15 protein-coding genes and 1 pseudogene are annotated in these 16,914 nt (G+C 56.7%); 7 read left to right on the top strand and 9 right to left on the bottom strand.

Annotated elements, in window-relative coordinates; translation table 11 throughout:
* Positions 1 to 5: 5 nt before the first annotated feature.
* The 5 genes from EAH78_RS19625 to EAH78_RS19605 all read right to left on the bottom strand — a co-directional run bounded on the left by EAH78_RS19625 (position 6) and on the right by EAH78_RS19605 (position 5,939).
* Positions 6 to 2,006 carry a peptidase U32 family protein gene (locus EAH78_RS19625; protein WP_140668993.1) on the bottom strand — a complete coding sequence of 667 codons (2,001 nt, stop codon included), beginning with the start codon at positions 2,004 to 2,006 and terminating at the stop codon, positions 6 to 8.
* 262 nt (positions 2,007 to 2,268) lie between these two features.
* Positions 2,269 to 2,652 carry a VOC family protein gene (locus tag EAH78_RS19620; RefSeq protein ID WP_140668992.1) on the bottom strand — a complete coding sequence of 128 codons (384 nt, stop codon included), beginning with the start codon at positions 2,650 to 2,652 and terminating at the stop codon, positions 2,269 to 2,271.
* Positions 2,653 to 2,743: 91 nt separating this feature from the next.
* Positions 2,744 to 3,862, bottom strand: coding sequence for an S-(hydroxymethyl)glutathione dehydrogenase/class III alcohol dehydrogenase (locus EAH78_RS19615; protein WP_140668991.1), 1,119 nt, complete (start codon positions 3,860 to 3,862; stop codon positions 2,744 to 2,746).
* Between the two features lie 117 nt (positions 3,863 to 3,979).
* Positions 3,980 to 4,948, bottom strand: a complete 969-nt coding sequence (locus tag EAH78_RS19610; protein ID WP_140668990.1) for an ABC transporter substrate-binding protein — start codon at positions 4,946 to 4,948, stop codon at positions 3,980 to 3,982.
* 154 nt (positions 4,949 to 5,102) lie between these two features.
* On the bottom strand, positions 5,103 to 5,939 hold the full coding sequence (locus EAH78_RS19605) for a HalD/BesD family halogenase (RefSeq protein ID WP_140668989.1): 837 nt from the start codon (positions 5,937 to 5,939) through the stop codon (positions 5,103 to 5,105).
* 108 nt (positions 5,940 to 6,047) lie between these two features.
* Here EAH78_RS19605 and EAH78_RS19600 point away from each other — a divergent pair, with 108 nt between their 5' ends.
* Entirely contained in the window at positions 6,048 to 6,959 is a 912-nt protein-coding gene (locus EAH78_RS19600) for a LysR family transcriptional regulator (protein ID WP_140668988.1), read from the top strand.
* Between the two features lie 182 nt (positions 6,960 to 7,141).
* Here EAH78_RS19600 and EAH78_RS19595 read toward each other — a convergent pair whose 3' ends face one another.
* Both EAH78_RS19595 and EAH78_RS19590 read right to left on the bottom strand, forming a co-directional pair.
* The gene (locus EAH78_RS19595) at positions 7,142 to 8,170 is read right to left on the bottom strand and encodes an alpha/beta hydrolase (protein ID WP_140668987.1); all 1,029 of its coding nucleotides are present in this window, start codon (positions 8,168 to 8,170) and stop codon (positions 7,142 to 7,144) included.
* Between the two features lie 115 nt (positions 8,171 to 8,285).
* Positions 8,286 to 9,482, bottom strand: a complete 1,197-nt coding sequence (locus EAH78_RS19590; protein ID WP_140668986.1) for an MFS transporter — start codon at positions 9,480 to 9,482, stop codon at positions 8,286 to 8,288.
* A gap of 127 nt (positions 9,483 to 9,609) precedes the next feature.
* Between EAH78_RS19590 and EAH78_RS19585 the strand changes: the two genes are divergently transcribed.
* From EAH78_RS19585 to EAH78_RS19570, 4 genes are all read left to right on the top strand, one after another.
* On the top strand, positions 9,610 to 10,503 hold the full coding sequence (locus tag EAH78_RS19585; RefSeq protein WP_140668985.1) for a LysR family transcriptional regulator: 894 nt from the start codon (positions 9,610 to 9,612) through the stop codon (positions 10,501 to 10,503).
* A gap of 237 nt (positions 10,504 to 10,740) precedes the next feature.
* On the top strand, positions 10,741 to 11,544 hold the full coding sequence (locus EAH78_RS19580; protein WP_140668984.1) for a lytic transglycosylase domain-containing protein: 804 nt from the start codon (positions 10,741 to 10,743) through the stop codon (positions 11,542 to 11,544).
* Between the two features lie 272 nt (positions 11,545 to 11,816).
* Positions 11,817 to 12,815, top strand: coding sequence for an MBL fold metallo-hydrolase (locus EAH78_RS19575; protein ID WP_205017968.1), 999 nt, complete (start codon positions 11,817 to 11,819; stop codon positions 12,813 to 12,815).
* Between the two features lie 31 nt (positions 12,816 to 12,846).
* A complete protein-coding gene (locus tag EAH78_RS19570; protein ID WP_140668983.1) occupies positions 12,847 to 13,734 on the top strand; it encodes an alpha/beta hydrolase family protein in 888 nt (295 codons plus the stop codon).
* Positions 13,735 to 14,021: 287 nt separating this feature from the next.
* Here EAH78_RS19570 and EAH78_RS19565 read toward each other — a convergent pair whose 3' ends face one another.
* On the bottom strand, positions 14,022 to 14,321 hold the full coding sequence (locus EAH78_RS19565; RefSeq protein WP_140668982.1) for a hypothetical protein: 300 nt from the start codon (positions 14,319 to 14,321) through the stop codon (positions 14,022 to 14,024).
* A 122-nt stretch (positions 14,322 to 14,443) separates the two neighbouring features.
* Here EAH78_RS19565 and EAH78_RS33145 point away from each other — a divergent pair.
* Both EAH78_RS33145 and EAH78_RS19560 read left to right on the top strand, forming a co-directional pair.
* Positions 14,444 to 14,581, top strand: a pseudogene (locus EAH78_RS33145) (DUF1254 domain-containing protein); the annotation flags it as partial.
* Between the two features lie 129 nt (positions 14,582 to 14,710).
* Entirely contained in the window at positions 14,711 to 15,466 is a 756-nt protein-coding gene (locus EAH78_RS19560; RefSeq protein ID WP_240051906.1) for a DUF1214 domain-containing protein, read from the top strand.
* Between the two features lie 54 nt (positions 15,467 to 15,520).
* On the opposite strand, the gene EAH78_RS19555 is transcribed toward EAH78_RS19560, so the two are convergent.
* A complete protein-coding gene (locus tag EAH78_RS19555; RefSeq protein WP_140668981.1) occupies positions 15,521 to 16,912 on the bottom strand; it encodes an MFS transporter in 1,392 nt (463 codons plus the stop codon).
* Positions 16,913 to 16,914 lie beyond the last annotated feature (2 nt).

Genomic DNA, 16,914 nt, shown 5'->3' with positions numbered 1-16,914 from the left:
GTCACTCAATGCGGCGCGCGAGGAATCGTCTTCAGCAGGTCTTCAGGACTGATGTAACCCACGACCGGCTCCGACACACTGCCCGGCAGCGGCAGGTCAAGGATGTGGCCCTTGATCTTGCCGATGACGTGCATTTCGCACGGTTTGCAATCGAACTTCAGCGTCAGCACCTCGTCACCGTGCACCAATTGCATGGGCGCGACCTTGGTGCGCACACCGGTGACGCCTTTGGCTTGCTTGGGGCACAGGTTGAAGGAGAACCGCAGGCAGTGCTTGGTGATCATCACCGGCACTTCCCCGGTTTCTTCATGGGCTTCAAACGCTGCGTCGATCAGCTTGACGCCGTGACGGTGGTAAAAGTCCCGGGCCTTCTGGTTGTAGACGTTGGCCAGGAATGACAGATGCGACTCCGGATACACCGGCGGCGGAGTCGTTTCGGCCTTGCGATGACCTCTCGGGTGGGCGAGCAGACGGGCCTCGGTCAACGCCTCAATCACTTCGCGGCGCAAGGTTTTGAGCTGCGAGTTAGGGATGAAGAACGCCTGGGGTGCATCCAGCTTAACGGCGGTGGCGTGATAAACCGTGGTGCCCAATTGACCGAGCAGATCTCGCAGTTGCTCCAGCGCCTGCTCCGGCTTGTTGGCCAGGCCGAACGGACCGTCCAGAGATGCGCTGGCGCTGACGCCCTCCTCGCTCGTGGCAGTCAGTTGCAGGCGCTGCTCGTCAAGACGAGCCACCCAACTCAAACCGATACGACGCTCGGCGGAAGTCTTCTGCAAGGCTTGCTGCCAGTTATGGTCCAGGTTGCGGCTCAGTGGATGGTTGGGCCGCAGCTTGAACATCCCGTCCGGCATCTCGTTGGGTTGGACCCGGTAGCGATAGCGCTTCTGGCCGTCTTCGAGGAATTCACCCTTGGGCTCGGCGATGTTGGCGCGCAAACCCACCACCTCGCGCTTGATTTGCACATTGAGGCCGTCGCCATTGGACAGCGGCTCAAAGGTCACCACCTGCAAATCACGCTTGCCGACCTTCTCCACCACGCCCACCGACAAACCAGTGAAGGTCGGTGAGTCGAAGGCACCGATGTCGATCTTGCGCTCGCTGACGAAGTAGTCGGTGCTGCCACGGTGGAAGGTTTTGTCCGGGTCGGGCACGAAGAAGTGCGCGGTGCGGCCGCTGGAGGCCCGAGCCAGGTCCGGACGGTCTTCAAGCACGTCGTCCAGACGCTGACGGTAATAGGCCGTGATGTTTTTCACATAGCCCATGTCCTTGTAGCGTCCTTCGATCTTGAACGAACGAACCCCGGCTTCGACCAACGCACGGATGTTGGCGCTCTGATTGTTGTCTTTCATCGACCGCAGGTGTTTTTCGTAGGCAACGACGCGGCCCTGATCATCCTTGAGGGTGTAAGGCAAACGACAGGCCTGGGAGCAGTCGCCCCGGTTGGCGCTACGGCCGTTCTGGGCGTGGGAAATATTGCACTGCCCGGAAAACGCCACACACAACGCGCCGTGGATGAAGAATTCGATCGCGGCATCGGTCTCGTCGGCGATGGCGCGAATCTCTTGCAGGTTCAGCTCGCGAGCCAATACCAGTTGGGAGAAACCCGCCTGGTCCAGGAACTTGGCCCGCGCCAGTGTGCGGATGTCGGTCTGGGTGCTGGCGTGCAGCTCGATCGGCGGGATATCCAGCTCCATCACGCCCAGATCCTGAACGATCAACGCGTCAACGCCCGCATCGTACAACTGGTGGATAAGCTTGCGCGCCGGCTCCAGCTCGTTGTCATGCAGGATCGTGTTGATCGTGGTGAACACGCGGGCGTGGTAGCGACGGGCGAACGCCACGAGTTGCGCAATATCGCTGACTTCGTTGCAGGCGTTATGCCGGGCGCCGAAGCTCGGGCCACCGATGTACACGGCGTCGGCACCGTGCAGGATGGCCTCGCGAGCGATGGTCACGTCACGGGCGGGGCTGAGTAATTCCAGGTGATGTTTAGACAGAGACATATTTTTTATCTGGTTATCACGGTAGGTGCGCATTGTAGCGGGCAAAATCGTGATGGGCACGTGGGGCGACGCAATGGCGGATTGTCGCTAGGCGTCGACCGGTTGGATCCCCAGTTAATAGCGGCCGATCGTAGCGAACAGCTAACGACCGGCCGTCTGTACACGTGTCCTGCAACAGGGTCACTGGCAACTTCTAACAATCACCACAACCTCACGTGGGATTGACCACCCCACGGGAGTGAATGCGCAACTTGAATAAAGCTCAGACAGGCTTGAAACAGTACGCGGCCAATTTGTTGCCATCCAGATCCCGGGCATAGGCGGCATAAGCATCAGGTGCCCAACCACGTGGCCCGGGGGCGCCTTCGTCGGTGCCACCACAGGCCAGAGCGGCCGCGTGGAAGGCGTCGATTGCGGCGCGATTCGGTGCTTCAAAACTGACGGTGACACCGTTGCCGACGCTGGCAGGCGCGCCGTTTGCCGGTTTCAGCACGAAGAAGGACGGGGCATTCTCACCCCAGATCGATCCATTATCTTCCAGATCAGCGATGCGTTTCTGACCGAGTGCGCCGAGCACATTGTCGTAAAAACTGCGGGCCTTTTGCAGATCGTTGGTACCGACGGTGACATGAGTGAAGATGCTCATTTTTGATGCTCTCTCTTTAAAAACAACATGGGTGGGCATTGCAGTTCGCCCGTGCGCGAGACGTCTAACGCTCAACACCTGGACGATTTAGTCAGCGATCGAAATGGATAACGGTGCGAATACTCTTGCCTTCATGCATCAACTCGAAGGCCTTGTTAATGTCTTCAAGCCCCATGGTGTGGGTGATGAAGGTGTTGAGCGGGATTTCACCGGTCTGGGCCTTTTCGACATACGTGGGCAATTCACTGCGGCCTTTTACACCGCCGAAAGCAGAGCCGCGCCAGACACGACCGGTCACGAGCTGGAACGGTCGGGTGCTGATTTCCTGGCCGGCGCCAGCGACTCCGATAATCACCGACTCGCCCCACCCTTTGTGACAGCTCTCCAGGGCTGCACGCATGAGATTGACGTTGCCAATGCATTCGAAGGAGTAGTCCACGCCGCCTTCAGTCATCTCGACAATCACGTCCTGAATAGGCTTGTCGTGATCCTTAGGATTGATGAAGTCGGTAGCGCCCAGCTGCCTGGCGACTTCGAACTTGGCTGGGTTGATGTCGATCGCGATGATCCGCCCTGCCTTGGCCATGGTCGCGCCGATGATCGCTGCCAGGCCGATGCCGCCAAGACCGAAGATCGCCACGCTGGCGCCCTCCTCCACTTTTGCCGTGTTGAGCACCGCACCAATGCCGGTCGTCACACCGCAACCCAGCAGGCAAACCTGCTCCAGCGGCGCCTCCTTCGGAATTTTGGCCAGCGAGATTTCCGGCAGCACCGTGTACTCGGAAAAGGTCGAGGTGCCCATGTAGTGAAACAGGGGCTGGCCTTCGTAGGAGAAGCGACTGGTGCCATCCGGCATCAGGCCCTTGCCTTGAGTCGCACGAATTTTCTGGCAGAGGTTGGTCTTCCCGGACTTACAAAATTTGCAGTCGCCACATTCCGGGGTGTAGAGCGGGATCACATGATCGCCTACCGCCAGGGTAGTCACACCCTCGCCCACCGCTTCGACAACACCACCGCCTTCGTGGCCAAGAATGACGGGGAAGATCCCTTCGGGATCGGCACCGGACAAGGTAAACGCATCGGTGTGACAGACACCTGTCGCAATTATGCGCACCCGTACTTCACCGGCTTGCGGCGGTGCCACATCGATTTCCACAATTTGCAGTGGCTGGTTCGCCGCGAAAGCGACGGCCGCTCGTGATTTGATCATGTTCGTAATTTCCGGACGCGAAGAAGAGCCGCCTCTGTGTAGAAGCAGTAAAAATCAGCAGTGAGAGTGTGTTCAGAGGGACGCTACCAAGGGCGGGCATCCTTGCCCTCAGACAGGTTAGAGCGATGCCTCGATCTTTTTTGCCGCGGCGTCATCTACCCAGGCGTGCCAGATTTCCGGGTGTTCCTTGAGGAACAGTCTGGCCAGCTTCGGAGATTCGATGCGTTCTCGGGTCATCCTCGCCAGGTTCTGATTCAACAGATCGATGGGAATGTTGACCTTCTGCAGAACCGCTACCAGCTCAGGCGCCTGTTCATGAAAAGCCTTGGAGAGTCCGACCATGGTAATAACGTCTTTGTTGGCTCCCGTCTTTTCTTCCAGTCTGATCGCGTCAATTTGACCCATCAGCGGCGTCGGTGACCAGTAGTAGAACAGCACCGGTTCACCGCGCTTATAGCTGGACAGGACAGCCGCATCCAATGCGGCACCCGTGCCAGGACGGAAATTCGTGTAGGTGCTTTCAAGACCATACTCTTTCAACATCTCGGTATTGTCCTGTTCACAAATCCAACCCGCAGGACAGTTGTAGAAGCGGCCTTTGGATGGCTCCTCCGCATCGTGAAAAACGCTCGCGTACTTGCTCAGGTCAGCGACTGTCTTGAGGTCCGGCGCTTGCGCTGGCCGGTTACGTTTAGCGTCCCCCTCAACGACATAGCGCGGTACATACCAGCCCTGAGTCGCACCGATGATCGGCGCCCCCACCCCGACAACCTTTCCGGCTGCCGCGGCCTTTTTCCAGACCTCGCTGCGTTCCATCCATTCTTCGCCAAACACCTGGATGTCATTGCCGGCCAGAGCGGTTTCAAGAATGATGGTATTACCCACCAACTGATCCGTTGCACAGCCATAACCGTCCTTGAGCACGATCATCATGATGTCGGTCAGGAGCATCCCGCTCTCCCAATTCAGGCCGGCAAATTTCACTGGCTTGCCCGACTCACACCATCCTGAGGCCTGGCTTGAAGCACTACCAACGAGCAAGCCAAGGGTGAACAACGAGGCCAGCAACTTCTTCCTGTTTTTCATAATCAGACGCTCCGAATCATTATTATTGGGGGCAGCGAACTGTTGTGTGCGACACAGGAACCAACGAGTCCATCAGATTTAGCATGGACACGTACGTGCGCATACACGTGAAGCGAAGGCGTGAATCAATTGCTTTTATTGTTATTGGTGAAACTCAAACCGGATCTACGGAGGTGCGCCCGTAGAACAACTGGCGGGCATAAGCACTGAATTCAACGTCAGGCTGGTCGACGTACGCGAACACCGCATTGAGCCTCAGCCGGTCCCCTTCCACCGGCGTCACCCGGTGCAATGAATAGCGGCCGCGGAATAATGTCAAAGTGCCGGGCACTTGAGGCAAAACCTCTATCTGCTGTGTTTTCGGGTCATCGAGGAATTGCCTGACCGCGTCGTAACAATCGTCATTTTCATTGCGCAGCATGCGCACATACTCAAAATCCCCACCGGCGCTCGCCGCTTGGAGCGACAGCGTGACACTGAAGTCGGAACGATCAAAATGCCATCCCAACTGCTGTCCTGCGGTGAAGCCCTGCAAGTTAAGGGCAGCTAACGGATCGGCGTGGCGATAGAGCGCGTCCAGAGCCAATACATCTTTGATGAAAGCAAGGACTTCGTCCGACTCGTAGATCTGCCTGATCAAATGCTCGGCCGGAATATCGGCGTAGGCAACGGTGTCTTTGGCCGTGTTCATCAACCGTCGTAGTGGATGTTCCGGATCAACGCTGTCCTCTTGAGGTTTGAAGTAAACCGTGTGGTTTTCCCGAAAATGAAACATGCGCGAATGCAGGGCGAGTGTCTGATCTGCCATCTCGACAACCGATGGATCGCGAACAAAACCAGGGAAAATCGCAACGCCGTCCTCTCCCAGCAATGACTGACTTTGAGCAACCAGTGCGAGGTAAACGGAACTGCTGCGGTCAGTAATGGGGTAACGCTCAAGATCGATGATATCGCCCAGGGTTGGTGCAGGTGTGAAAGGCAGGGTAGTCATTATTGTTGGTCTCCAGTGGCTCTGCTGGATTCAGATTGCATCGGCACAAAAAACAAGTCACGCTCATAATTTTACGCAATTTCGTGAATTATTTTCAGGTCGCTCGCCATGAGACTCACGCTGGATCACCTTGTGATGTTAAAAACCCTGTCGGAGGTGGACTCGGTAACGGCCGTTGCCGAGCGTTTATGGCTGACGCCCTCGGCAGTCAGTCATCGCCTGCGCGAAGCCGAGCGGCGGCTGGGTGTAAGCCTCACGGAAAGATCAGGAGGAAAGCTAAGGCTCAGCCCTGCTGGCGCGCGCCTGGAACGCGCAGCCAAAGACATCATCGCGATACTCAATGAAGCCGAATCTGAAGCCCGGTCCATGGCCGGTGGCGTCACGGCGTTTGTACGCATGGGCGTCACCTCCTACGGCCCGTTTCGCTGGATTCCAAAATTCATCAAGCACTACTCAAGTCTCCGGCCAGACATTGAAATCACACTGGTGACCGTGCCCCGTAATGACGTTTACGCGAGCCTGATGCAAGGCAGACTCGATGTGTCCATCATCGATGACGGCATGGTGCCTAGTGGTGTCGCCAAGTTGCCGCTTTTTCGGGACGACTTGATTGCGATCATGGCAACCGATCATCCCCTTGCGGGAAGGAAAAATATCTACGCGCAAGACTTCAAGACCTACAACCTGGTGACGTACTCGACCGATCGCGCCAGCGGCTGGGAATATGACCGTTTCTTCGCCCCCGCCAGCATCTTGCCGCGCCGCATGATCACGGTGGAGTTGATCGAAGCCATCGTTGAGTTGGTGCGCTCAGGCTACGGAATCAGCATCCTGCAACGCGACTTGGTGACCCCCAGCCTTGAGCGCGGGGAGCTGGCGTGGGCGGCCCTGAATGACGGCTTGGATATCGCCTGGAACGCCATTATTCGCCCCTCCGAACGGGAAGACAGTGAGGTCAATAAAATGGTTACAGAGCTTGATACCTGGATTAAAGAAGCGGGAAAACCTGAACACAGATAATCCCTGTTAGCGTGTGAAATGGTTGTTTGGGTCGATTGCTGTCCTTTGGATCAGGAAGCAAAGCCATAAGAGGACATTCATGCGTCACTAAACCCCTTGAATAAACGACGTTCCGAGCTTTTCAGACACCTGAGTAAAGCACTGCCGCGAGGCTCATTTGCAACGTAAATCCGATCAATCGATTACTTAAGGTTGCTCTGAAAAAAGGTCGTCAGCTTGTCAAAGGGAATAAGATTGACACGGTCATAGAGGTCGACATGGCCAGCGCCTGGAATGATGACAAGCTCCTTGGGTTGACCGGCAAGCTTGTAAGCCTCTTCGCTGAACTCTCTTGAGTGCGCATCTGCGCCCGCTATGAACAACATCGGACGAGGTGAAATCGTCTCAATGTCATTGAATGGGTAAAAGTTCATGAACTTGATGTTGCTGGCCAGCGTTGGGTGCGTCGTCAGTTCCTTCGTCGAGCTGGGTGGCGTGTACTCGCCGCGCGGTGTGCGGTAGAAGTCGTAAAACTCCTGCTGAATGGGATGCGTAGTCTCATCCAGTTTATGCACCGTACCGCTGGTGTAGCGGGCTTCACCGCCAGTGAACTCCACATAACGTTGTTGTGCTGCTTGGGCGATGATGTCTTTACGTTGCTCAAGTGTCTGCGAATGCTTCAAGCCATTGCGATTGGCTGCGCCCATGTCGTACATGCTCACCGTTGCAATGGCTTTCATGCGTGGATCGATCTTGGCCGCACTGATCACGAAGCTACCGCTACCACAAATCCCGATGGCCCCAATCCGCTCTTTGTCGATGTAAGGCTGGGAGCCCAGAAAATCCACTGCCGCGCTAAAGTCCTCCGCATAGATATCCGGCGAGACAGCATTGCGAGGTCGTCCCTCGCTTTCGCCCCAAAACGAGAGATCCAGGGACAGCGTCACGAATCCCTGCTCCGCCATTTTCGTGGCATATAGGTTCGCGCTTTGCTCCTTGACGGCGCCCATTGGATGGCCGACAACGATAGCGGGACTCTTCCCTTTGAGATCCAGATGTTTGGGCGTGAAAAGATTCCCGGCCACGTTCATTTGGTATTGATTTTTGAACATGACTTTTTGCACGGTCACTTTTTCGCTCGTATAAAAATTATCGGCGCCGTTAGACATATCCGCTCCTAGTGCTGAAAGTGAACTGATAAAAAGCGTGAGTAAAAGAATGACTTTTTTCATTGGAAACCCTATTCATGCGCAGAAATTAGTCTTTGGAAAACACGACCTGCACATCACGCGAACCTAGGGGCACCGAGGCGGATCATGGTCATGACTTCCCTACTCTGTGCGAGGCTCAGGCGACCCGGGATGTTTTCGAACGTGATGTCAAAACAGTCAGCAAAGCCGCAAGCAAAAGTACGGCTGCGCTCGCCACGAAAGTGCTCTGGTAACCGCTGCTATCGAACAGCAGACCGCCAACCGTAGAACCCATCGCGATGGCCAACTGAATCACCGCCACCATCAGGCCGCCGCCAGCCTCAGCATTTTTGGGTAGGGCTCGCGCAACCCAACTCCACCAGCCAACAGGCGCCGCAGTCGCCACGAGCCCCCAAAGACCAAGCAGCACCGCAACGGCAAAGACCGAGGTGCCAAAGGGAATCAGTGCCAAGGCGATCCCGGCCATCAGCAAGGGAATGAAAATGAGTGTCCGGAACAGACCTCGCTGCAGGAAAGTTCCGATAATCAGCGTGCCGATGAAGCCTGCTACGCCAATCACGAGCAAGATCAGCGACAGCATGGAAACGTCAACTTGAGTCACTGTTTCGAGGAACGGCCGCAGATAAGTGAACAGAGCGAACTGCCCCATGAAGAAGGCGGCGCATCCGGCCATGCCTAGCGCCACGGACCGTTGCTTTAACAGTTTGAGGACATTGTCGGAACCCGGCGTGCGCTCATCCGCCTTCATGGTCGGCAGGCTGGACCATAGCCAAATCAGGGCAATCGCCGCGACCGGCACCAGGCAGAAAAAGGCGCCGCGCCAACCCATGACCGAACCCAGATAGCTGCCCAGCGGTGCGGCAATTACGGTCGCCAACGCGTTACCGCCGTTGAAGATGGCCAAGGCCTTGGGCACCTGTTTGGCAGGAACCAGGCGCATGGCCGTTGCCGCGGACATGGACCAAAAACCACCGATGACCACGCCAATGAGCGCACGGCCGACCATGTACGTCAGATAGTTTGGCGCCATCCCGACCACAATACCGGACAAAGCCATCAAACCGGTCAGCGCCAACAACAGCGTCTTGCGGTTGAGGGCTCCAGCCAGCCCCGAAATCGACAAGCTGGTCAGCACCGCGAAAGCCCCGGAAATCGCTATGCCCTGCCCTACCAGCCCTTCGGTGACGCGAAGATCAATGGCTATCGGTGTCAACAGGCTGACGGGCATGAATTCCGACGCGATCAGCGCGAAAACACACAGCGTCATTGCAAAGACCCCGCTCCAGTAAGCGGGTTGATCAGTTGTCTCAGCTATTGGGAACACAGGGGCCATCGGAGCTTCGCCTTCATTCAAATTCATGAATGGTAGGGTGAGGCAAGGACTTTCCAGCGACTAGCTAATGAATACTTAATAGGGCTATAAGTACAGCTAATCAATAGACCACGAAGGCGTTTGCAATATGGTCAGAAGAAACCTCAATGATCTGCTGTCCTTCGTGACCGTGGCGCGCGAGGGCAGCTTCACACGTGCCGCCTCGCTTCTGGGTGTCAGCCAATCTGCGCTTAGTCAGGCCATCAGCGGACTGGAAGCGCGCCTCCAGATCAGGTTGCTGACACGTACCACGCGCAGCGTCTCGCCCACGTTGGCGGGCGAGCGACTGCTACAAGCCATCGGCCATCGTTTCGATGAGATCGAAGCGGAGCTGGATGTACTGACGGAATTGCGCGACAAGCCAGCCGGCACTGTACGAATCACATGCGGCGATCACGTGCTGCGTAAAACACTGCTGCCGAAGCTCACTCCGTTGCTACGCGAATACCCGGATATCGACATCGAGTTCGACGTCAATTACGGATTCAGAGACATCGTGGCTGATCGTTTTGATGCGGGTGTGCGTTTGGGCGACACCATCGACAAAGACATGATTGCAGTGCCCATAGGACCACCGTTACGGATGGCGGCCGTTGCCGCGCCAGCTTACTTTGCTACTCGTACTGTTCCCAAAAACCCACGGGACTTGATGGAACATAGCTGTATCAACCAGCGCATGCAGACATCAGGCGGGCTTTACGTGTGGGACTTTGAGCGGCGCGGCAAGCTGTTGAACGTCCGCGTAACCGGGCAGCTCACGTTCAATACGTCTGTCCACATAGTGGATGCAGCATTGTCGGGTTTGGGCATTGCTTACCTGCCTGAGGAGGAATTTGAACCCCACCTTCGCGAAGGCAGGCTGATGCGAGTTCTGGAAGACTGGTGCCCCCCGTTCGCTGGATACTATTTGTACTACCCCAGCCGGCGGCAACCCTCTCCGGCATTTTCGCTTGTTTCCAGTGCGCTGCGTGAATTGGGCTAGAGGTGGAGAATCGCAGATTTAATGCTTGGGTCAGTGCGTAGACCGAGATGCGAGCAATCAGGCCTGCGCCTCGCCAGGGAACGCCAGCAGCCCGCACGTCAACGCAAGTTCCAAGGCTGGTTACAAGGGGTATAACTATCAGAACAAAAGGCCGGTCACGCAGAATAGGCCCTCCAAAGTTAGCGCCCGGGCCAGGCGCCCCTGGCCTGATCTGCACCTGCGGCGCGGAGCGATGTGATGAGTTCCAGAGCATGGCGATGGGCTCGCAAGAGCTTTATTGGCTGCATCGAGCTGGCCTTGCTGGTCGCGCCACTGTGCGCCAGCGCCATGTTCAAGTGCCAGGCCAGCGACGGAGCCATCAGCTACACCAGCCAAGCCATTGCCAGCGCCCGCTGCACTCGCCTGAATGGCATGGCGGACGCCGGTGTCGGCGCCAAGGCAATGGCCCCGCCGGGAGTTGTGCGGGACGACTCAGGCGCGGTGCGGATTCGGGTGTTCACCTTCATCCACAAGGGTATTCGCCAATATGTGAGCCGGCGCCCCGAAGGGATCTCCGCACGGGTCGATGTCCTTGAGCTCTATGTCATCAAGGGCTGCTATCTGTGCATGGCGCCGAAGGATTTCAAGATTGGCTCACTGAGCCTGGACACCCATTCCTATCGGCGGGAGATCGAAGCCGCTTCAGGTCTTTATGGTGTCGACAGTGCGCTGGTCCGCGCAGTGATACATGCCGAATCGGCGTTTCGCCCCAACGCCATTTCCGAAGCCGGCGCCCAGGGGCTGATGCAGTTGATGCCCGCGACCGCCGAGCGCTTCGCCGTGGACAATCCGTTCGACGCACGACAGAACATTCGTGGCGGCGTGCGTTACCTGGCCTGGCTGCTCAAGCGCTTCAACGGCAACCAGATGCTGGCGTTGGCAGGCTACAACGCCGGCGAAGCGTCCGTGGTCGAGTACAACGGGGTGCCTCCCTACGCCGAGACGCAATCCTACGTCACCCTCGTGCAGTCCTTGACCGAACGCTATCGCAACCATCGCTAATACCGTAGGGCGCATGACCCGGAATAGGTAATACGCCGAGCGGGAATGGCTCAACCGAACGTTCACGTTCACCGGTAGCTATCGACACCATAGCGTCTCTCGGTGAGGGGCGAAAACCGGCTAAACGCGGTTGAAGCTGCGTCGCACCGAGTACCGATTCATACACCAGTGCTAAGCTTCACTCCTGACTAATCGTTCGATCAATGCTGCATCTGACTTCGGCATCGCAAGTAGTCCAACCTCCGTCCCACTCCACTAGATAGAGGTCAGTTATGCCCAGCAACTCCATTCGCGCACTGCTCACCACAATCCTGGTCACGGCCTCCTGCTTATCAGGCGCCGCCGAGTCCACCGCAGCGAAAAGTACAGGAGTGAACGATATGTCCCCACCTTCGACATTGTCCTATGAAGTACTTGTTACTGACGGGGTAACTCGCGCGAGCGATAAACACCTACCCAATGGTGATCGCATCGTTTCATCGCCGATCACCTCAACCCTGATCTTCGGGAAAACCGACGCTGTGCTGATCGATCCACCAATGAGCCGTGAGCAAACGCAAAAGGTCAGCGACTGGATTGCGCAATCCGGTAAGCACTTGAAATACATCTACGTGACCCACGGACATGGCGATCACTGGTTCGGTACTGAACAGATCCTCGAGCGGTTTCCAGGGGCCACTGTATATGCAACCGAAGGCACGATCCGGCTCATGCACCAGCAGGCCACTGTCGGACGCGAAAAGGTATATGACAAGGACTTTCCCGGGCTCATTGGAAAGACCGATGTTATTGCTCAACCGATTCCTGCTGAAGGCTTCACACTTGAGGGCAACACCCTCCAGGCCATAGATGTCGGTCATACAGATACTGACGACACCACAGTGCTGTATGTCCCGTCCATGGGACTGGTGGTGGCCGGCGACGTTGCTTACAACGGTGTACACCAATATCTCCTCGAAGGCGGCAACGGGGGGCTCCAGGCTTGGGTCAAAGCGATTGACCAAGTAGAAGTTTTGAAGCCGCGGATCGTTATTGCTGGGCACAAACAGAAAAGTCGTGCCGATGATCCAGTCATTCTGGAGCAGACCCGCCAATACCTATTGGATGCCATAAAGCTGCTCGCCGAGCAGCCGACCCCACGTGAGTTCTTCGACAAGATGATCGAACTCCACCCAGACCGCATCAATCAAGGACCGCTCTGGTACAGCGCTATCGGACTGCTCGGAGCGCCGACTGCATCTTCGGGTGATGCCCCCCAGCCCAAGAATTAAACCTTTAGCCGTTTAGTTGAGGATCACCCCCATGTCTACTTTTTTGATCCGTATAGTACTTCTCGCAAGCCTGGTTACAGCCTCATTTTTCGCGTCTGCGGCAGAAGAAAAAGTCACCTTCTCCGTTGACGGAATGAACGTCGTCGGCACTTTGAACCTGCCCGACGGCGTTAAAAAGCCCCCAGTAATCCTGTTACTTCACAGTTTCGGGGGCAGTAGGGATGAGCTCATCATTCCGGCCGTCAATGAAGGTATTTTTGCCCGTGCCGCACGTCTTTGGGCCGAGCAAGGCATTGCCAGCCTCCGTATCGATTACCGTTTTGATGGCGACAGCGATGGTGCCAAGACCGACGGCACACTCGATACGGATGTTGAGGATGGGCTGGCTGCGCTCGACTTTCTGGCCAAGTCCGGGCGCGTCGACGCCAACCGCATGGCGCTTGTGGGATGGAGCATGGGCGGAGCAGTTGGTGCTGCTGTAGCAGGACGGACCCCGCATAAACTCGAAGCGGTCGCACTCTGGAACCCTGCAACCAATATGGGAGCTGCTTTCCCGCTGCTGTGGGGCGCCGAGAAGATCAAGGAAGCGTTGCACAGCGGTGACACCCCCGTCGCACTGGCACTACCTAATGGTGGCGAGATCAAGCTTAAATCCGCGTTCTTTATCAGCTTGATGACCCTCGATGCCGCCGCCGAGATCACTCGTTACAAGGGACCACTGCTCGTCGCTGTCGGCACTAACGACGACATCGTTTCTCCGCAGCCAACCCTCGGGAAAAGCTTTATCAGCTATCACCCTGGAAAACATGAGTTGCTTGTCCGGCCCATGGATCACTTTTTCAACATGAAAAAAGACGAGAAGCAGATCGACGAGTTGATCTCGACGACAGCTACCTTCGTCAAGAAACACATTCACTGATCCCAGAATCACCGACTACTGCGAGTTGCTTGAAGCGCGCCCCTTACCGTTGACTATCGACTGGCAAGGGGCTTAGTCGCTGGAGGCGCATGATGTGCCCCGTGTTCGGCGAATGCGTTAGCGTCAAAAAGAAGACCACGCAATCGCATCTGGACTCAGACGTTAACCAGAAAGGAATCGTCCATGTCTCTATCAAGTCAACAAAAGCGGCCGTTTCTGCCCTTCGCGACTGACTGCTTTGTCTTGGAAGCAGCCCTTCCTGACAGGCGAAAACCGGCCAAAAGCAGTCATCCAGATTGAGCGCTATCCGGAATGACTTTGGCCTCGACGTCAAACCTGCTCAACAATGCGGCACCATCAGTAACACTAAGAATCTGATCGATCGCAGCGATTTTAAGGCTTGCGTGGTCGATCTGAAATTCTGCGTTGTTGTATGCAGCCTCCGCCTCATTGTGGAGTGCATAGGCCATATGTGCCGCGATACGGACGCTCATGGGAGCATTTACATCGCTGCCCAGATAATCAGCAAGCAACGTCCTAATCTCAAGCAGTGCGAGCGCGAGTAGCCTGGTCTGGTCAGTCTGCATAAAGGGAGCCCGGGTATTAAAAGCTAGAGTGCTATCGGATTTCGTGAGGTTATATAAACTCTTGGTCAGGCAAAAGCGAAAGACAGCTATGGGCCGGAAGCAGCCCTTCCTGACAGGCTGAAATCGGCCAATGGCAGCTTTCCAAATTCTACCCTCTCCGATGCGGATACATAGGCAGTCGCGCCACTGGAACGCAGGCCGGCGACTATTTAGTCGTAGGGCCTGACTGGAAAGGCCCGGCACCTGGCGGCGTCAAAAAAGTCTTTCACTCGACCCCCCCTTCGCGCTCACTGTTATTCGCACCCAACTCTTCAACGCGGCAGACATGCCGAACGTCGTGTCCAGGATTAGTTGACCACTACAACAAGGCGAAGCCGCTCTCTGCGTTTTTGAAACAACCCGCCCCAACCGCTCCCCCCGTCACTGCCTTCCCTCCCGCCACGACTGCGGGAATCAAAGATAACTTCTACGAGTATCTGGATGCCGCGCTTCAATTCGTCCCCGAATCAGCAGCGGATAAAGTGCTGCGCGCCAGACTCGCCAGCATCGGTATCGGGCCAGGGAAAACCTTTGAGTTCAAAGATCTTTCCATGCAACACAAAGCCGCGTTTTTGCTGGCCATGAAGGACGGCGACGAGAAAATTTCAAAGTATCTGTCGGCGGGGATGAAGGAAATCAATGGGTGGACAGTCGGATCTGTGTTTGCCGACCAGGCCTTTTTCAACGGCAATTGGCTGTTGCGCGCCGCAGCCGCAAAGGCTGGCATTTACGGCAATGATGCTGTCGAAGCGGTGTATCCCATCGCTCGTAACGATGCGAAAGGGAAAATACTCGATGGCAGCACACACCATTACACGCTGACTTTTCCAGCCGGAAAGCTACCGCCAGTAAACGCTTTCTGGTCAGTCACGATGTACGACGGCAAGAGTCAGCTGTTGATCGAAAACCCGATCAACCGCTATCTCATCAATTCGCCCATGTTGCCCAGCATGAAAAAGAATGCAGACGGGTCACTCACCCTCGGAGTTACCGTACTGCAGCGGTCACTACGACCGTGCGCCATGGCTCGGGTGGATGGCCAGTGGAACTACCGCTTCGATATTCGCAGTCAAGGCGAAACGGAAACGGTGTTTTTTGACTTCTGATACCCCAGGCAGGGTGTTGAGACGCGAGCGCTCAACACCTGGCCGTTCTCCCTTCTACGTCCGCTGCAATACCGACTCACCCGCCTTCGATGGCAATCGCAGGATGTCCAGCAACGCAATCGCGGCCACCACGGCGACACAAAGGAATGTCAGCTGAAAGTCGACTGTCTCTGCGGCCCCGGCATTGCCATGGACGCTCATTGAGAGGCGCAGCAGCAACGCACCCGTGGCCACCCCCATCGCCATGCTCAGCTGGAAGAACATGCTGAACAAGGTTGAGGCTTCGCTGATCTGCTCCTTGGGGACATCGGCAAAAGCCAGGGTGTTGAACACGGTGAACTGCATGGATCGCGACAATCCGCCGACAAACAGAATGAACATGATCAGTGTCCAACTCATCTGCTTGTCCAGCCAGGCACAGGCCGCTATCGCCAGTACGCCAAGGACACCGTTGATCATCAACACCGGGCGAAAGCCCCAACGTTGCATCACCTGGGTAGTGAACGGCTTCATGGCCAGATTGCCGGCGAAGACTGCCAACACCAGAAGCCCTGAATCCAGCGCAGAAAGACCGAAGGCCAGTTGGAACATCAGGGGCAGAAGAAACGGCAAGGTGCTGATGGCAATGCGAAAGATCGACCCACCTCCCAGACAGACACTGAAGGTCCGGATGGCCAATACGTCCAGCGCCAGCAACGGTTGCCCATGCCGACGCATATGGCGCCAGGCCAGGACACCGAGCATCCCCCCTGCACAACTGAGTGCCAGTGCCGGCAGCCCATTGGCCGGACTTTGCCCGAGCAGCTCCATACCGAACAGCAGCGCAGCGCTGGCACCGCCCACGAGCACAAAACCGGTGAAATCGAAGGGCCGGGCAACGTTCTGCTCATGCCTGGGAATCAACACGAGCGCAGCCACCACGGCCAACACACCCAGCGGCAGATTGAGATAAAAAATCCACGGCCAGGCTGCGTGGGTGACGATGAACCCGCCCAGGGGTGGACCGAGTATCGGGGCGACCAGACCGGGCCAGGTAATAACGGATATGGCCCGCACCAGGTCTTTCTTCTCGGTCGTGCGAAGTACCGCCAGACGCCCGACCGGCACCATCATCGCGCCGCTGATGCCCTGTAACACGCGCGCGGCGACAAAGGCCGGCAGGCTGTCACTCAAGCCACAGAGCAACGAAGACAGGCTGAACAGCACGATCGCCGAACTGAATACCAGCCGCGAGCCTAAGCGATCAGCCAACCAGCCGCTGATTGGAATGAACACCGCCACCGCGAGCATGTACACGCTCATGCCGACGTTCACGTCCACCGCCGGCACACCGAAGGTTCTGGCCATGTCCGGCAGCGCGGTGGCGATGACCGTGGCGTCGAGGTTCTCCATGAAGAACGTGACCGCTACCAAAAGGGCAATCAATGTTGAGCGACGTTGAGACATCG

It is taken from the genome of Pseudomonas arsenicoxydans (genome assembly GCF_006438915.1).
Classification (GTDB): Bacteria; Pseudomonadota; Gammaproteobacteria; order Pseudomonadales; family Pseudomonadaceae; genus Aquipseudomonas; species Aquipseudomonas arsenicoxydans_A.
This window is presented reverse-complemented; position numbering and strand designations above follow the sequence as displayed.

Bases quoted from the DNA above. Each gene is read 5' to 3' on its own strand.
- EAH78_RS19605 (WP_140668989.1), bottom strand. From the start codon at position 5,939: ATGACTACCCTGCCTTTCACACCTGCACCAACCCTGGGCGATATCATC.
- EAH78_RS19555 (WP_140668981.1), bottom strand. From the start codon at position 16,912: ATGTCTCAACGTCGCTCAACATTGATTGCCCTTTTGGTAGCGGTCACG.
- EAH78_RS19595 (WP_140668987.1), bottom strand. From the start codon at position 8,170: ATGAAAAAAGTCATTCTTTTACTCACGCTTTTTATCAGTTCACTTTCA.
- EAH78_RS19620 (WP_140668992.1), bottom strand. From the start codon at position 2,652: ATGAGCATCTTCACTCATGTCACCGTCGGTACCAACGATCTGCAAAAG.
- EAH78_RS19590 (WP_140668986.1), bottom strand. From the start codon at position 9,482: ATGGCCCCTGTGTTCCCAATAGCTGAGACAACTGATCAACCCGCTTAC.
- EAH78_RS19615 (WP_140668991.1), bottom strand. From the start codon at position 3,862: ATGATCAAATCACGAGCGGCCGTCGCTTTCGCGGCGAACCAGCCACTG.
- EAH78_RS19565 (WP_140668982.1), bottom strand. From the start codon at position 14,321: ATGCAGACTGACCAGACCAGGCTACTCGCGCTCGCACTGCTTGAGATT.
- EAH78_RS19610 (WP_140668990.1), bottom strand. From the start codon at position 4,948: ATGAAAAACAGGAAGAAGTTGCTGGCCTCGTTGTTCACCCTTGGCTTG.
- EAH78_RS19580 (WP_140668984.1), top strand. From the start codon at position 10,741: ATGAGTTCCAGAGCATGGCGATGGGCTCGCAAGAGCTTTATTGGCTGC.
- EAH78_RS19625 (WP_140668993.1), bottom strand. From the start codon at position 2,006: ATGTCTCTGTCTAAACATCACCTGGAATTACTCAGCCCCGCCCGTGAC.
- EAH78_RS19585 (WP_140668985.1), top strand. From the start codon at position 9,610: ATGGTCAGAAGAAACCTCAATGATCTGCTGTCCTTCGTGACCGTGGCG.
- EAH78_RS19570 (WP_140668983.1), top strand. From the start codon at position 12,847: ATGTCTACTTTTTTGATCCGTATAGTACTTCTCGCAAGCCTGGTTACA.
- EAH78_RS19600 (WP_140668988.1), top strand. From the start codon at position 6,048: ATGAGACTCACGCTGGATCACCTTGTGATGTTAAAAACCCTGTCGGAG.
- EAH78_RS19575 (WP_205017968.1), top strand. From the start codon at position 11,817: ATGCCCAGCAACTCCATTCGCGCACTGCTCACCACAATCCTGGTCACG.